At 74.3% G+C, this 14,358-nt stretch carries 14 protein-coding genes; 8 read left to right on the top strand and 6 right to left on the bottom strand.

All coding sequences use genetic code 11. From position 1 onward, the window contains the following. Positions 1 to 8 precede the first annotated feature (8 nt). Complete coding sequence (locus AW271_RS33405) at positions 9 to 440, top strand: hypothetical protein (protein WP_157554897.1); 432 nt, start codon at positions 9 to 11, stop codon at positions 438 to 440. Here AW271_RS33405 and AW271_RS33400 read toward each other — a convergent pair. After that, the gene (locus AW271_RS33400; RefSeq protein ID WP_062341606.1) at positions 409 to 1,053 is read right to left on the bottom strand and encodes an endonuclease V; all 645 of its coding nucleotides are present in this window, start codon (positions 1,051 to 1,053) and stop codon (positions 409 to 411) included. The genes AW271_RS33405 and AW271_RS33400 overlap by 32 nt on opposite strands. A gap of 29 nt (positions 1,054 to 1,082) precedes the next feature. Between AW271_RS33400 and AW271_RS33395 the strand changes: the two genes are divergently transcribed. From AW271_RS33395 to AW271_RS33385, 3 genes are read left to right on the top strand one after another with little or no spacing between them, the layout of a single operon-like run. Beyond that, positions 1,083 to 1,655, top strand: coding sequence for a TetR/AcrR family transcriptional regulator (locus AW271_RS33395; RefSeq protein ID WP_063818198.1), 573 nt, complete (start codon positions 1,083 to 1,085; stop codon positions 1,653 to 1,655). A 46-nt stretch (positions 1,656 to 1,701) separates the two neighbouring features. Then, positions 1,702 to 4,221 (top strand): molybdopterin-dependent oxidoreductase, encoded by a 2,520-nt coding sequence (locus AW271_RS33390; protein WP_062341604.1) that lies wholly within the window; start codon positions 1,702 to 1,704, stop codon positions 4,219 to 4,221. Further along, on the top strand, positions 4,218 to 5,090 hold the full coding sequence (locus tag AW271_RS33385) for an FAD binding domain-containing protein (RefSeq protein WP_062341603.1): 873 nt from the start codon (positions 4,218 to 4,220) through the stop codon (positions 5,088 to 5,090). The genes AW271_RS33390 and AW271_RS33385 overlap by 4 nt, the downstream gene beginning before the upstream one ends. Here the strand turns inward: AW271_RS33385 and AW271_RS33380 are convergent. Genes AW271_RS33380 through AW271_RS33365 form a run of 4 tightly spaced genes read right to left on the bottom strand, consistent with a single transcriptional unit; the run spans position 5,078 to position 9,640 of the window. Then, positions 5,078 to 6,370 carry an AAA domain-containing protein gene (locus AW271_RS33380; RefSeq protein ID WP_245653325.1) on the bottom strand — a complete coding sequence of 431 codons (1,293 nt, stop codon included), beginning with the start codon at positions 6,368 to 6,370 and terminating at the stop codon, positions 5,078 to 5,080. The two genes, AW271_RS33385 and AW271_RS33380, sit on opposite strands and share 13 nt — an antisense overlap. Then, on the bottom strand, positions 6,367 to 7,824 hold the full coding sequence (locus tag AW271_RS33375) for a hypothetical protein (RefSeq protein WP_062341602.1): 1,458 nt from the start codon (positions 7,822 to 7,824) through the stop codon (positions 6,367 to 6,369). Before AW271_RS33375 ends, AW271_RS33380 begins: the two co-directional genes overlap by 4 nt. Next, a complete protein-coding gene (locus AW271_RS33370; RefSeq protein ID WP_062341601.1) occupies positions 7,821 to 8,894 on the bottom strand; it encodes a hypothetical protein in 1,074 nt (357 codons plus the stop codon). Before AW271_RS33370 ends, AW271_RS33375 begins: the two co-directional genes overlap by 4 nt. After that, on the bottom strand, positions 8,891 to 9,640 hold the full coding sequence (locus tag AW271_RS33365; RefSeq protein ID WP_245653324.1) for a hypothetical protein: 750 nt from the start codon (positions 9,638 to 9,640) through the stop codon (positions 8,891 to 8,893). The genes AW271_RS33370 and AW271_RS33365 overlap by 4 nt, the downstream gene beginning before the upstream one ends. 114 nt (positions 9,641 to 9,754) lie before the next feature. Here AW271_RS33365 and AW271_RS33360 point away from each other — a divergent pair, with 114 nt between their 5' ends. The 4 genes from AW271_RS33360 (at position 9,755) to AW271_RS40325 (ending at position 11,242) form a co-directional block, all read left to right on the top strand. Further along, entirely contained in the window at positions 9,755 to 10,567 is an 813-nt protein-coding gene (locus tag AW271_RS33360) for a DUF6119 family protein (RefSeq protein ID WP_062341599.1), read from the top strand. A 69-nt stretch (positions 10,568 to 10,636) separates the two neighbouring features. Continuing rightward, the gene (locus AW271_RS33355) at positions 10,637 to 10,864 is read left to right on the top strand and encodes a hypothetical protein (RefSeq protein WP_062341598.1); all 228 of its coding nucleotides are present in this window, start codon (positions 10,637 to 10,639) and stop codon (positions 10,862 to 10,864) included. Next, positions 10,861 to 11,058, top strand: a complete 198-nt coding sequence (locus tag AW271_RS33350) for a hypothetical protein (RefSeq protein WP_062341597.1) — start codon at positions 10,861 to 10,863, stop codon at positions 11,056 to 11,058. The genes AW271_RS33355 and AW271_RS33350 overlap by 4 nt, the downstream gene beginning before the upstream one ends. A 28-nt stretch (positions 11,059 to 11,086) precedes the next feature. Then, the gene (locus AW271_RS40325; RefSeq protein ID WP_157554895.1) at positions 11,087 to 11,242 is read left to right on the top strand and encodes a hypothetical protein; all 156 of its coding nucleotides are present in this window, start codon (positions 11,087 to 11,089) and stop codon (positions 11,240 to 11,242) included. Positions 11,243 to 11,262: 20 nt separating this feature from the next. Here the strand turns inward: AW271_RS40325 and AW271_RS33345 are convergent, their stop codons facing one another. Then, entirely contained in the window at positions 11,263 to 14,307 is a 3,045-nt protein-coding gene (locus AW271_RS33345; protein ID WP_062341596.1) for an AfsR/SARP family transcriptional regulator, read from the bottom strand. Positions 14,308 to 14,358 lie beyond the last annotated feature (51 nt).

Raw genomic sequence — 14,358 nt, 5'->3', positions numbered from 1 at the left:
CATGCGGAATGCAGCGATTGAAGCCTCTCATCGGCGAGTGGGCCGTCACGACCGCGCTCCCCGGCGGTCAGGTGCTCGGCCGCGTCAGGTCGGTGTTCGCGTGGCTCGACGACCGGTTCGTCGTCCAGCACACCGACGTCTTCCCCGGCGACCAGGGCATGCCCGAGTTGTTCCCCGCCGTCTGCGTCTACGGCGTCGACGGCGACACCGGGAGGTTCACCCAGCTCTACTCCGACGGCCGGGGCGTCCACCGCGTCTACCAGTGCACCGTCGACGACGGCGTCTGGCGGATGTGGCGCGACCAGCCCGGGTTCGCCCAGCGCTACACCGCCACCCTCGACGGCGACGTCATCGAGGGCGGCTGGGAGCTCGCGCAGGAGGAGGGCGTCTGGAAGCCCGACCTGTCGGTCAGGTACGAGAGAGCCGGTCGGCCAGCCTGATCGGCTCGGGCAGCCGGAACGCCGGGGCCAGCCGCAGCACCTGGGCGCACGCGTTGTCCAGGCTCATGCGATGCCCCTGCGACACGTAGACCGGCTTCACCCCACTCCGGGTCCGCAGCGCCCGGCCGACCGTCTCGCCGTCGAGGACGATCGGCGTCCACGACCCGCGCTCGTCGGCGGGCACCTCGTGGGTGCCGACGAACGCCGTCTTCGCCACCCCGATCGCGGGCAGGCCGGTCAGCACGCCCAGATGGCAGGCCAGCCCGAACCGGCGCGGGTGGGCCACCCCGTAGCCGTCGCAGACCAGCAGGCCGGGGGTGACCGACAGCCGGGACAGCGCCGTCAGCAGGGGCGGGATCTCGCGGAACGCGAACAGCCCCGGCACGTAGGGGAACCGGGCCTTCTCCCGGGCCACCGCCTGGTCGACGACGTTCAGGTCGGCGTCGAGCACCACGACGGCTCCGGTGACCGTGCCGTCGGCCGCGTAGCCGACGTCGAGCCCGGCCGTGAGGCCGATCTCGGCAGGTCCTTCTGAGGTCAGGTCGGCCAGCGGGCGCAGCCGCGTCTGGATCGCCTCCGCCTCGGCGACTGTGGCCGGTTCGTCCCAGGTCATCCCCACGAGGCCCACCGTAGACTGCCGGAATGACACGAGCGGGAGGTACGCGTGCGGCGCTGCTCGACGCAGCGCTCGCGGTGTTCGACGAGCGTACCTATGGCGACACCCCGGTGGCCGTGGTGGCCGACCGGGCGGGGGTGTCGGTGGGCACCCTCTACCGGTACTTCCCGAGCAAAGAGGCGCTCGGGAACGCCGTCTACCGGCTCTGGAAGGAGCGGCTGGCCGAGCGGATCGCGGCCGCGCGCCCGGCCGACGCCTCCTACGCGGCCACCTTCGCGGCGATCTTCCACGCGTTCGTCGGGTTCGCCGCCGACCATCCTGAGGCGTTCGCCTTCCTCGAACTCCAGCAGCACGAGAGCTACCTCAACGTCGACAGCCGCACCGCCTCGGCGTCGGTCGACGGGATGGCGGTGGAGTTCGTCTCCCAGGGGCAGAAGGCGGGGGAGATCCGGCCCGGCGAGCCGAACATGCTGGTCGCGCTCGTCTACGGCGCGCTGGTCGGGCTGGTGAAGGCGCGGCGCTCGGGGCTGCGGCTGACCGACGACGACCTGGCGGCGGCGGAGGCGGCCACGTGGGCGCTGCTTGACATACGCTCCTAAGCGGAGTGAACATTCACTCCGGATGCGAGCCGAAGGGAATCCTCCGATGCGCCTGACGTTCAACGGCAGTCCCCGCGAGCACGACCCCGGCCCCGACGACACCGCCGCCGACGTGATCCGGACGGTGTTCGGGGCCACCGGCACCAAGGTCTCCTGCGGCGCCGGGGTCTGCGGGGCCTGCACGATCCTCGTCGACGGCGAACCGAGGGTGTCCTGCCTGCTGCCCGCCGTCCGGCTCGACGGGACCGAGGTCACCACCGTCGAGGGGGTGGGTGGTGACCATCCCGTCCAGCGGGCCTTCGTCGAGTGCGACGCGCTCCAGTGCGGCTTCTGCACGCCGGGCTTCGTGACCGAGGCGGTCGCCTTCCACGACCGGTGGCGCAAGGACCGCGAGGGAGTGCCCTCCCGCGAGGAGGTCGCCGACGCGCTGACCGGGCACCTGTGCCGGTGCGGGGCCTACGAGAACATCCTCACCGCCGTCCAGAAGGCCTGCGCGGGCGCGTTCGACGACCGCGAGCCGGTGGCCGCCCGCGTCGAGGCCCCCGCCAAGGTGACGGGCGCGGCCGAGTACACGGTCGACGTGACCCTGCCGGGCATGCTCCACGGGGCGATCGTGCGTTCGCGGCTTCCTCACGCACGGGTCACCGTCGACCTGCCCGAGGGCGCGGTCCGCCTTCTGCGGGGCGACGTCGTCCGCTACACCGGTCAGCCGATCGCGGCCGTGGCCGCAGAGACGCCCGCCCTCGCCAGGGAGCTGGCCGAGCGGGTCGCGGTCGGCTACGAGGCGCTGCCCTCCGTCGTCGACCCCGAGGAGGCCCGGCGTGACGGCGCACCAGTGATCTTCGCTGACGCCGCCGACCAGAAGAACGCGCCCTCCAGCGCCGAAGGCGCCGGGTTCCCGGGCCGGTGGCGGGGCAACGTCCGGTCGGGTTACGCCTCCGCCTGGCGCGGACGCGCCGCCCGGCGGCGGCTCGACGCCGCCGAGGAGCGGAACGCGCCCGGCTACTTCGCCGCCACGTTCACCACCTCCGGCCAGTCGCACACCGCGCTTGAACCGCACGCCTCGGTCGCCGACTGGCGGCCCGACGGGCTGACGCTCTACGTCTCCACCCAGGCGCTCCCGCACGTCAAGGCCGCCGCCGCCAAACGCTGGAACCCGCCGAAGGTCGAGGTCGTCGCCCATCACGTCGGCGGCGGGTTCGGCTCGAAGCTCGGTCTCAGCACCGACGTGGTCGCCGCCGTCGAGCTGTCGAGGAAGCTGGGCCGCCCTGTCAGGGTCGCGATGTCGCGCGCCGAGGAGCTCACCGACACCGGCTACCGGCCCGGCACCCGGTCGGAGCTGCGCATGCTCGGCACCCCGACCGGCGGGCTGGCCGCGATCTCGCTCGACGTCTCGGGCCACGGCGGGGTCTCGACCGGCTCCATGGTCGCCACCCTGGGCCTGCTCATGTACGGCTTCGGCCCCCGCCACGTCCGCGACCGCGACGTGATCGGCAACGCGCCCCCGGCCAGCCCGTTCCGGGGGCCGGGCGGGCCGCCGTTCGCGTGGGCGGTCGAGCAGGGCGTCGACGCGATCGCCCACCGCCTGGGCGCCGACCCGCTCAAGCTCCGGCGCACCTGGGACGGCAACCGCCGCCGCCGCGCCCTCTACGAGATCGCCGGCGAGCTCCCGCTGTGGCGCGACCGGCCCGCCGCGCCCCAGACCGGCCGCTACCGGCGCGGGGTCGGGGCGGCGGCGGCCAACTGGATCTACACCGCCGACCTCGACACCAAGGTCGAGCTCACCGTGCGCGACGGCCGGATCGTCGCCCGCACCGCCACCCAGGACATCGGCACCGGCGTCCGGACCGTCATCCGCAACGCCGTCAGGGAGGTCTTCCCCGACGCCGACATCGTCGTCGAGCTCGGCCACTCCGACGCGCCCCACGGCCCGGTGGCGGGCGGCAGCCGGTCGACCGCCTCGGTCGGCCCGGCCGCCCGCGACGCGGCCGGGAAACTCGCCGCGCGCCTGGGCGGCAAGCCGGTCGCCGAGGCCGAGGGCGTGACCATCCTGGGCGAACGGCCCAAGGACCGGCGCGGTTCGGCGGTCCCGGTGTCGATGGACCACCTGCGCATCGGCCGGGGGCTGGCGGGAGCCGTCCACGTCACCGAAGTCGAGGTCGACACCCTGCTCGGCCACACGCGGGTCACCCGGGTGTGGGGCGGCGTCGCCGTCGGCGCGATCTACAACCGGGCCGCCGCGCGCAACCAGTGCGAGGGCGGCATCGTGCAGGGCATCGGCTACGCCCTCTACGAGGAGCGGGTCACCGACCCGCGCACGGGCGTGGTCCTGTCGGCGAACCTGGAGGACTACCGCCTGCCGGGCGTCAAGGACACCCCCGAGATGACCATCCACTTCCACGAGGACGGCTGGGACCACGTCCCGGGCGGCGGCATCGGGCTCGGCGAGGTGTGCACCGTCTCGGTCGCCGCCTCGGTGGGCAACGCGGTCTTCAACGCGACCGGATTCCGCCCGCTCGACCTGCCCATCCGCCCCGACCGGCTGCTCGAAGGGATGCCCCGATGACCGAATATCTGGCGGGCGGCACCGACCTGATGGAACGCCGCCTGTCGGGCCGCTCGACCGGCCCGATCATCGACCTGTACGACCGGGGCCTCCGGTCGATCGAGACCACCGGCGACGGCGGCTTCCGCATCGGCGCGATGGTCACCGTCGACACCCTGGCGACCGACCCCGCCCTCACCGCCGCCTACCCCGCCCTCGCGCTCACCGCCGGGGCGCTGGCGACACCGCAGATCAGGCGGGCCGCCACGCTCGGCGGGGTGCTGCTCCAGCGCACCCGCTGCCGCTACTACCGCAACGAGCACTACGAGTGCCTGAAGACCGGCGGCGAGGGTTGCCCGGCGCGCGGCAACCCGGGGGAGCGCGCCGTAGTGCTCGACCTCGGGCCGTGCGTCGCGCCCCACCCGTCGTCGGTGGCGATGGCGCTGCTCACCTACGACGCCGTCGCCGAGATCGAAGACCGGCCGTCCAAGCCGGTGGCCGACCTCTACGGCGACGGGGCCCGCGACCACCTGCTCGACCCGTCCGACCTGCTCACCGCGGTCACCCTGCCGCCGCCGGCCGAGGGCGAGCGGGCCGGGTACAAGCGCGCCATCGGCCGCGCCTCGGCCGAGTGGCCGCTGGCCGAGGCGGTCGCCCACCTGACCGTGCGCGACGGCGTCGTCGTGCGGGCCGGGGTGGCGGTCGGGGGAGTGGCGGCGGTGCCGCTGCGGCTGCCCGAGGTCGAGGCGGCCCTCACCGGCCACGCGCCGTCGGAGGAGCTGTTCGCGCGGGCGGCCCGCCTCGACTGGACGCCGGCGTTCGCCGAGACGGCGTACAAGATCAGACTGACCGAGACCCTGGTCGGCGACGTGCTGGCTCAGGCCCGGTAGTTCTCCAGGTGGGCCAGGACCGCGTGGTTCGCGGCCCACCCGTCGGGGAACTTGATCGGCACGTTGAGCTGCACCCGGGGGCTCATCGGATGGTGGTCGAGCAGGTCGGCGATGCCCGCGCGGGCCACCACGACGCAGGCGTGCCGGTGCCGCGAGGTCAGCACGCAGAGCCGCCCCGACTCCAGGTGGAACGCGGTCGCGTCGCGTCGGCCCGACAGCGGGTGGAGCACGATCGTGACGTCGTACTCGCGGCCCTGGAGCCGGTTGGCCGTGTCGACGGTGACGCCCTCGGGCGGCCCGGCCAGCTTCACCGCGGCGACCTGGTCGTTGTGGGCGCAGCCGATCGCGATCCGGTCGGGGGTCACCGGGTGGGAGCCGTGCTCGTCGTGGGCGACCGCGCCGCGCTGGACCATCCGCCGGGCGATCTCGGCGCACGCCTGCGCGGCCTCCGGGTCGGTGCGCACGGTGTGCCGGTTCGGCAGCTCGTACAGCGCCCACCCGGTGGCGGCGGCCATCTCGACCGTCCGGTCGAACGACGAGCGCATGCCCGGCACGGTCAGCTCCAGCCGGCGGACGCCCTCCTCGGTGCCGGCCGTGAAGCCGCCCGCCGGGTAGAACGCCTCGGCCACCATCGGCGCGGCGCTGGCGGGCAGCCGCCACGACACCGGCAGCCGGTGGGTGCGCAGCCCGTTGAGCCGCTGGGTCACCGCGACGGCGCTCTGCAGCGGATCCCACTTCAGGCCGGTCCACCGCTCGCTGTCGACCACGCTGAACGGGTCGAGCTGCCCCGGGTCGCCGACGAACAGCGCGTGCCCGTCGGCGAACAGCCGCGCCACCCCGAGGAGCTTGTCGGAGCGCATCTGGTAAGCCTCGTCGACGATCGCCCACGTCCAGCTCCGGTCGGCGACGTAGGCCCACTTGTCGGCGGTGGCGGTGACGACCTGGCAGGCGTCGACCTGGGCGATCTTGCTGCCGGTGGTGACGGCGGCGTGGCGGCGGACCCGCTCGGGCGGGTCGAAGCCCTCGGCGTGCAGCCGCCCGATGGTCAGCTCGGGGGAGCGGCGCGCCAGCCGGTCGACCAGGTCGTCGACCTGCTCGTTGGTCTGGGCCACGATCATCAGCCGCTCGCCCTTGGCGGCGATGGCGGCGGTGGTCTCGACGACCAGCGTCGTCTTCCCGGCGCCGGGCGGCGAGTCGACCACCAGGCCCGGGGAGGCGGCGCTGGTGTAGTCGGCGAGGATGGTCTCGGTGGCCGCCCTGGCGGCCTCGGCGGGGGTCACGACCAGGGCTCCATCGCGTCGTCGTCGGTGGGCACGTACTCGGGCGGCGGGCCGCCGTGGGTCCACGGCGTCTCCTCGCGCGGCGGCAGGGGCGCGCGGCGCGACTCGCCGGGGTCGAGCTCGGTGTAGCAGATCACGGTCCCGACCCCCGGCACGCTGCCCTCGGCGGGCTGGCCGCCCCGGCCCATGCCGTCGTCGATCTGGACGGTCACCGTCGTCTCGGTGATGTCGGCGATGGTCGCCGACTGACGCGGACGGGAGGGCGAGCGCACCTTCTTGCCCTTCGCCAGGCGTACCGGATCGGCGGTCTCGATCGTCACCAGGGGACGCGGTACCTCGCGCTTGCCGCCCGGCGGCACGATGCGCCGCGTCAGGTCGACGGCCACGACCTCGCCCGCGAACGCCACCCCGTCGGCCCGGTATTCGGCCATCACGAGCGGGTCGTCGAAGGCGCGGGTCGCCTCGAACGACTGCTGCGCCGCCTCCAGCCGGGCCAGCCGCTTGGCCGCCGCGACCGCGCTGTCGCGCTTGCCCTGCGGCAGGCCGCCGCCGTCGATCCAGGCGCGGTGGAGGGCGACGTGGACGCGGTCGCGCTCCCAGCGCGCGGTCGCGCCGGGCGACTCCTTCAGCGCCGCGAGCAGCCCGATCGCCTGCCACATGCGATCCCACGTGGGCCGCAGCTGGCCGTGCAGCGCCTCTTCGACCTGCGCGGCCGAGCCGGTCGCGTCGTAGTGCTCGATCGCCTTCTGGAGCTCCTGCCGGTCGAACTCGGGATGGGTGTCAGGCCCGGCGGGTGGGCTCAGCGGGTCGTCGGCCAGCGCCGCCGCCTCGGGGCCGGTCAGGCCCTCGGGCGGGTCGATCCAGCCGAGCAGCGCGGCCAGGTCGCCGTCTTCGGCGGCGCTCTGCCCGGTCACCCAGTGGGCGGTCAGCAGGTCGGTCATCGCCACCATCAGCGACGACCCGGCGAACTCGCTCTGCTCGGCCAGGAACGTCAACCACCGGCCCAGCATCGGCACCGCCGGGTCGACCGCGTAGGGCCCGGTCGTGCGCCGGAACCGCGAGGAGCGGCCCAGCTTGGCGGTGAACTCGACGCCGCCGGGGCTCGGCACGACGATCTGGGGCGCGTCGAGGCAGCGGTCGAACGGCGTCTTGGCCTCGACCGTCTCGACCTGCCGGGAGATGCGGTCGACGTAGGGCAGCAGCACCGCCCCCAGGTCGGCGAGGAACTGGAACCGCAGGTCGCGGTTGCGCGGCTGCGGCACCACGAGCAACTTCGGCCGGGCGGGGTCGGTGCCGACCATCGCGCCGAGCGGCGCGGCGGCCTCACCGGCCAGCCGCAGCGGCACGAACACCATGGGCGCCTCGGCCAGATGGACGTGGCGCACGGTGGCGCGCGGCAGCGCCCGTCCCCGTTCCCGCGCCCGCACCTTCACGTAGGAGTGGAGCAGGCTCACGCGACCGCCTCGTCGTAGAGGCGCGCCACGTGGCGGAGCCGCTCGGCGATCTCGGCCTGGTCGTCGGCCACCGGCTCGCCCGGGGTCGCCACCCGCAGCGCGGTCTGCACCGACTCGATGCCGCCCAGGTCGTCGCGGACGATGCGGCCCAGCGCGTCGAGGTGACCCAGGTCGTGGGCCTCGCGGCGGCACAGGTGCGACAACTCGCAGGCCGACAGGCACTGCGGCGCGTAACGCGCCGGGATGGCGGCCACGGCGGCCTCGATCTGGGCCGCCGGCAGCGCGTCGACGTCGAGGCTGAGGCCGGCGGGCAGCCGGTCGAGGATCGTGTCGATCCGGGTCAGCCGGGAGAGCTGCCGGGCGAGGGTGACGAGCTGGTGGCGGACGTCGACCGTGGTCGCCGTCGGCTCGTTGGTGAAGTCGCGCGGGCAGACCAGGATCACGTCGTGGGAGACCAGGTCGCGGCCGACGAGGTCGCGCAGCGCGTGGACGTAGACCGCCGCCTCGCGCGCCGCCGCCGACACCTTCGGGGTGTCGGCCTGGTCGTCGACGATCGCGAACGACTTGATCGCCACGATGTGGAACCGGCCGCCCAGCTGGAACGCGATGACGTCGGGTTCCAGGTAGACCTGCGCGCCCGCGACGTCGAGCCGCAGCAGCGGCCGGTCGAGGATGGTGGCCCGGCCCCGGCCCTCGGCGGTCTGCCGGATGATGCGGCGGGTGTGCCCGTGCCGCGCGACGTGGCCCTCGTTGCCCCCGGCGTCTTCGAGGTTGACGTAACCCGCCTCCTCGATGGGCAGGTCGAGCAGGGTGCGCAGCAGCCGCAGCAGGTGGGCCGCGCCGTTGGCCTTCACCAGGTCGGTGAACTGCTGGTTGCGCTGGATCGCGAACGGCGACTGGCCCCACCGGTCGTCGAACCGCAACCGCCGCATCAGCCGGGGCTTGTCGATCGCCGCCGCGTCGAGGACCGCCCGCCGGTCGCACGCCGGGTTCGCCGCCAGGGCGGCGATGCTGCGCGCGTTGTGGTCCTGCCCCGGCGTGGTGCCCCGGATGGCGTCGAGCCGGTTCACGCGGACCTCACCGTCTTGACTCCCGAACCGAAGAGCCGCTCGACCGGCCCGAGCCGGTCTGCCGCCCGCGCGGCCGCCTCCCGCCTGTCCATCTGATCCCTCTCCTGGTGTACGGCCAGCTCCGCCCCCGCCGCGGCGATCACCTTGGCCGGATCGGCCGGTCCGAAGCCGTCGCCGGCCCCCGGGATGTTCTGCGCCAGCTGCCCCAGCAGCCGGAACGCGCCCGGCGAGGCGTCGTCGAGCCGCATGAGGTGCTCGGCGAGCCGGACGGCCGAGGTCAGGAAGTCGGTGCGCGGGCTCAGCGGCCCGATGATCCGCTGCGGCAGCCCCCACGTGCTGAGCGCCAGTAAACCGCGGGCCGGGGACAGCAGTTCGGAGGTGAGCGCCGCGCACAGGTAGTAGGGCCGGGCGCCGGGCGCCGACCGGTAGGACTTCTCCTCGTCGCGCCGGAGGCTGGTGAGCTGGGTGTTGGCCATCTGGCCGCCGAAGAACGACTCGTCGACCGCGACGATCATCTTCGCGGCGGTCGGGGCGCCGAGCAGGGTCAGCGCCCGGTGGACCTGTTCGCGTACCGGAACCAGCGGAGGTTGTGTCGCGGGCTGCTCGACCTCGGCGTCCCACTGACGCTCGGCCTCCCGCAGCCGGGCCCGCAGCGCCCGCGCCTCGGCGTGCCGCCCGGCCGTCGTCGCCTGCCGGATGGCTTTCCTCAGCTTCCCCATCTGTGCTTCCAGCCCGTCCAGATCCACGTTTCCGCACCTTAACAGCGGCCCCAGGGAAAGCCAAGCTATTCCAGTTGCTTCCAGTAATTTCCAGCATTACATTTCCACAACTGAAGACACCCGCGAGAAGGAAGACGACCCATGAGCCGCTGCCGCCCTCCATTACCCCGGGCCGAACTCGACGCCCGCCTCGACGCCCGGATCGACACCCGCGCCGACGGAGCCGCCGTGACGTGGCAGGCGGTCGTGCCGCCCGCCTGCCGCGCCGCCCACACGCGGGCCGACCGCTACCGCGTCAAGGTCGGCAGCGTGTCCGGCTACCGCGACGCCGTCGACGTCGGCTACCTGCTGCAGCGCGCCCTCCTCCAGCCCGCCGGCGCGAGGGTGGCCGCGCTCCGGTCGGGAACCGTCCGCATGTACGCCGGCCGCACGGACATCGGCGGCGCCCGCGCGCTGGCCTGGCTCCAGGCGGTGATGGACGACCGCTGGGCGCTGGTCGACGGCGACTGGCACGAACTCGACCCCGAGCGCCTGGCGGCCGCCCTGGCCACCGTCCGCCCCCTCTTCGGCGCCGACCCCGAACTGCCCGACTGGCGCCCGGGGGAGTCGCCCCGCGTCTACGCGGCCAACGCCGGGAACCTCCGCCCCGACCTGCTCGCCCTGCCCGGCGGCGACCTCGGCGACCTGCTCACCGCGCGCGGCGACCTCGTCTACGTGACCACCCCCGCCGCCCTCGGCCCGGTCGTCACCACCGCCGCGACGGCGGCCCGCCGCCGGTTCGCCGGCGGCGCCCGCCCCTCCCGGGTGGTCTTCGTCGTGCTGTCGGTCACCCCGCTGCCGCCGGAGCGGCTGTTCCCGCTGGTCCGCCTCTCGCTGGCCGACGCCGCCCGCACGCTCGGCGACCTCGGCGTGGGCGTCGAGGTGGTCGTCCACCCGAGCGGAAGCCGCTTCTGACGCGGGGATATACGCCCCGTATACGCGGGCGTGCCAGGCTGGCCTCCCACCTCTGACGGGGGACCAACCATGAAGGAAAGAGCGATCAAGGGGCTGGCCGTTCTCGCGCTGACGGCCGGCGTCCTCGGGGCACTCAGCGCGCCCGCGGCGGCCGACGAACCCGACGGCGGCGTCCTGATCATCATCACCGTCAACGATCCCTCCAAGTATCAGCAGAACCCCATCGTGTGCGGGAGCAACATGCACTGGGGCAACCCCACCTGTGGGAACGACAACCCGGATGGGGGCGCCACGTGAACCTGAAGAAGGGCCGGAAGGCCGTCGTCGTGGCCGCGCTGGCAGCGGGCGGAATCGGGGTGTTCGGCGCCCCGGCCTTCGCGGCGCCGGGGCCGCTGCCGCCTCCTCCGTGCGACTACGCTGTCGACCCCGACGAGTGCGTCGTCCCTCCGGACCCGAACATGCACTGGGGCAACGAACGTCCCAGCGACTGAACGGGCTCCCTTCCTGACGGGGAATCACATGAAGAGAGTCGTCAAAGCAGGACTGATCGTCTTCGCTCTGGTCATCGGCGTGCTCCTGACGTTCCACGGGCCGGCCTCGGCCGTGCCGTGGAACGAGGTCATCGTCAACCTGTGCCCGGAGAACATGCACTGGGGCAACTACGACTGCCCCTAGCGTCCCAGGACGGAGACGGCCTACTCGGGGCGGGGCGTGAGCCGCGCCGCCAGCTTCGCGGCCTCGGGGGAGTCGAGGCCGAGCAGCAGGGAGTGGGCCGTCTCCCACAGGGCCCGCGCGGCCTCCTCGTCGCCCGTCCTCTGGAGGGTGACGGCGAGGGCGTCCATTGCGCGGGCCCGCCAGGTCGTGTTGTCCATCTCGGCGAACAACGTCACCGCTCGTTCGAGAGGCGGCACCGCGGCGCCGAGGTCATCGCCGGACTCGTAGAGGGAGCCGAGCCCGAGAGACGCGCTGGCCTCGGCGAACTGGTCGCCGACCCGTTGCGCGGCGGCGACGGCGGCCTTCATCGAGGCTTCGGCGGCCGGCCGTTCGCCGGAGGCGAGCTGCGCCTGCCCGAGGCCGCGCAGCAGGTAGGCCTCGCCGACGAGGTCGCCGATGGCGCGCACCAACGGCAGCGCCGCCGCGAACGCGTCGCGCGCGGGTTCGGGGCGCTCCTGCCGGAGGTAGGCGTCGCCGAGCCGGAACAGCGCCTGCGCCTGCCCGCGCCGGTTGCCGATGTCCTCGAAGGTGCGCAGGGCGTCGCGCAGCAGCGTCTCGGCCTCGGCGAACACGCCCTCCTCCAGGCGGATCTGGGCCATCCCGATGCCCGAGTGGGCCTGGGCCGCCCGGTCGCCGGCCTCGCTGAGCAGGTCGGCCGCCTCCTTGTAGCGGTGGTGGGCGCGTTCGGGGGTGCCGGTGATGCGGTCGAGCAGCGCCAGGTTGCGCAGCGCCAGCCCCACGCCGTGGTCGGCCCCGAGGGCCTCGAACCGAGCCGAGGAGTCCTCCAGCAGTTCGGCCGCGGTGGCGTACTCCTGCCGGAACAGGGCCAGGCTGCCCAGTCCGTACACCATCGCGGCCTCGCCGAGCCCGTCGCCGGCGGCGCGGGCGGCGGCCAGCGCGACCTCGTGGGTGGCGCGCCAGTCGTCGAACAGGCTGCGGGCCTCGAACAGCGTCACGCACGTCATCGCGAGCTCCCAGGCGAGCGAGGCCAGCCCCAGGCCGGCGGCCTGCGAGACGGCCGCCACGAGCCCGGCCCGCTCGGCGGCCAGCCACTCGATCGGCTCGCCGAGCAGCGCGTCGGCCAGCGCCGGGTCGGGCACCCGGCGCGGCGTGCTCCCGCGCAGCACGGCGAAGTCGCCGCCGTACTCGCGGCGGTGGGCCTCCTGCGCCAGCGACAACCACAGGGTGAGCGAGCGGCCCATCGCGGCGGCGCGGGCGGCCTCGTCGTCCTCCTCCATGGCGCGTTCGCGGGCGAACAGGCGGACCAGGTCGTGGAAGCGGTAGCGCACCCCGCCCGCGCCCTCCTGCGCCACCACTTCGAGCAGCTGCGCCGCGACGAGCTGCTCGAACAGCTCCCCGAGGGGCTCGCGGCCGATGCCGAGCAGCGGCCCGCCGGCCCATTCGCCGAAGTCGGGCACCCCGAGCAGGCTGAGCCGCCGGAACAGCGTCGCCGCCTCCGGGTCGAGGTCGCGGTAGCTGAGCCCGAAGTTGGCCCGCACCCGCACCCCGCCGTGGCTGAGCTCGCTGAGCCGGTTGCGCTCGTCGGCCAGGTGACCGGCCAGCACGCCCGCGGTGAGGCGGGTGCGCCCGGCCAGCCGGGCCCCGGCGATGCGCAGCGCCAGCGGCAACCCGCCGCAGAGCTCGCTCAGCCGGGCCAGTTCGGGGTCGGCCGGGTCGACCGCGCCCCCGGCCAGGCCCGCCAGCACGGCCACGCCCTCCGAATCGCCGAGGGTGCCGACCTGGAGGATGTCGGCGCGCTCCTGCGCCACCAGCCCGTCGAGCCCGTCGCGGCTGGTCACCATGACCGCGCACCCGGGGGAGCCGGGCAGCAGCGGCCTGACCTGCGTGGCGTCGCGGGCGTTGTCGAGCACGAGCAGCACCCGCCGGCGCGAGAGCACGCTGCGCAGCAACCCGGCCCGCTCGTCGACGTCGTCGGGGATCCGGCTGCCCGGCACGCCGAGCGCCCGCAGGAACCGGTCGACCACCTGCCGGGGGGCCAGCGGTTCCGCGTCCTCGGCGTAGCCGCGCAGGTCGACGTAGAGCTGGCCGTCGGCGAAGCGGCCGGAGACGCGGTGGGCCCAGTGGACCGCCAGGCCGGTCTTGCCGACGCCGCCCATGCCGGTGAGCCCGAGGAAGGCCGGCACGCCCTGGCTCTGCCGCAGGTCGAGCAGCCGGTCGAGCTCGCCGAGCTCCTCGGCCCGGCCGACGAAGTCGGCGACGTCGTGGGGCAGCTGCGCGGGCGTGGGGAACAGGGTCGGCCCGGTCTTGGGCTCGGCCGGGCGCGGCGCGGACGTGCCGGAGTCGCCGCGCAGGATCTCCTCGTGCAGCGCGCGCAGCTCGGCGCCGGGTTCGAGGCCGAGCTCGCCGATGAGGACGCGCCGCCCCTCGCGGAAGGTCTCCAGCGCCTCGGCCCGCCGCCCGGCCCGATGGAGGGCCAGCATCAGGTGGGCACGCAGCCGTTCGCGGGTCGGGTGTTCGGCCACCAGGCCGGTGAGCTCGCCGATGAGGTCCTCGTGGCGGCCCAGTGCGAGGTCGGCGGTGATCCGCAATTCGGCCGCCCGTAACCGCGCCTCTTCCAAACGGGTTGCGGCGGGCCAGATCGCGGGGTGGTCGGCGAGGTTGCCGTACGCCGGTCCGCGCCACATCTCCAGGGCCCTGGCCAGCAGCCGCCGCCCGGTGGCGGGGTCGCCGCCGTTCATCGCCCGCGCGCCCTCGGCCGTGAGGGCCTCGAAGTCGGCCGCGTCGAGCTCGCCGGGGCCGACCGCCAGGGCGTAGCCGGAGGGGTGGCGGACCACCCGGTCCCGGTCTCCCAGGGCTTTGCGCAGGTGGTAGACGTACAGGCGGAGATTCTCGTGCGCCGAGGCCGGCGGTTCCTCCCAGAGCGCCCCGATCAGGCGGGAACCCGCCGTGGGAGCGTTGGCGTTGCCGATCAGCACGGCCAGCAGCAGCCGTTGTTTCTCCGACCGCAGCGGCACCTGCGCGCCGTCGATCGTGATGTCGAGGGGACCGAGAACGCGAAGCCTCATCGCCACCTTCGGGGTGATCTCCGGGAGTGAGATGCACCTTACCGGTCGATC

This window comes from Herbidospora sakaeratensis, assembly GCF_001570525.1.
In the GTDB taxonomy this organism is placed as follows: Bacteria; Actinomycetota; Actinomycetes; order Streptosporangiales; family Streptosporangiaceae; genus Herbidospora; species Herbidospora sakaeratensis.
This window is presented reverse-complemented; position numbering and strand designations above follow the sequence as displayed.

Excerpts from the sequence above, each read along its gene's own strand:
- AW271_RS33405 (WP_157554897.1), top strand. The coding sequence starts at position 9 with ATGCAGCGATTGAAGCCTCTCATCGGCGAGTGGGCCGTCACGACCGCG.
- AW271_RS33400 (WP_062341606.1), bottom strand. The coding sequence starts at position 1,053 with ATGACCTGGGACGAACCGGCCACAGTCGCCGAGGCGGAGGCGATCCAG.
- AW271_RS33395 (WP_063818198.1), top strand. The coding sequence starts at position 1,083 with ATGACACGAGCGGGAGGTACGCGTGCGGCGCTGCTCGACGCAGCGCTC.
- AW271_RS33390 (WP_062341604.1), top strand. The coding sequence starts at position 1,702 with ATGCGCCTGACGTTCAACGGCAGTCCCCGCGAGCACGACCCCGGCCCC.
- AW271_RS33385 (WP_062341603.1), top strand. The coding sequence starts at position 4,218 with ATGACCGAATATCTGGCGGGCGGCACCGACCTGATGGAACGCCGCCTG.
- AW271_RS33360 (WP_062341599.1), top strand. The coding sequence starts at position 9,755 with ATGAGCCGCTGCCGCCCTCCATTACCCCGGGCCGAACTCGACGCCCGC.
- AW271_RS33355 (WP_062341598.1), top strand. The coding sequence starts at position 10,637 with ATGAAGGAAAGAGCGATCAAGGGGCTGGCCGTTCTCGCGCTGACGGCC.
- AW271_RS40325 (WP_157554895.1), top strand. The coding sequence starts at position 11,087 with ATGAAGAGAGTCGTCAAAGCAGGACTGATCGTCTTCGCTCTGGTCATC.
- AW271_RS33345 (WP_062341596.1), bottom strand. The coding sequence starts at position 14,307 with ATGAGGCTTCGCGTTCTCGGTCCCCTCGACATCACGATCGACGGCGCG.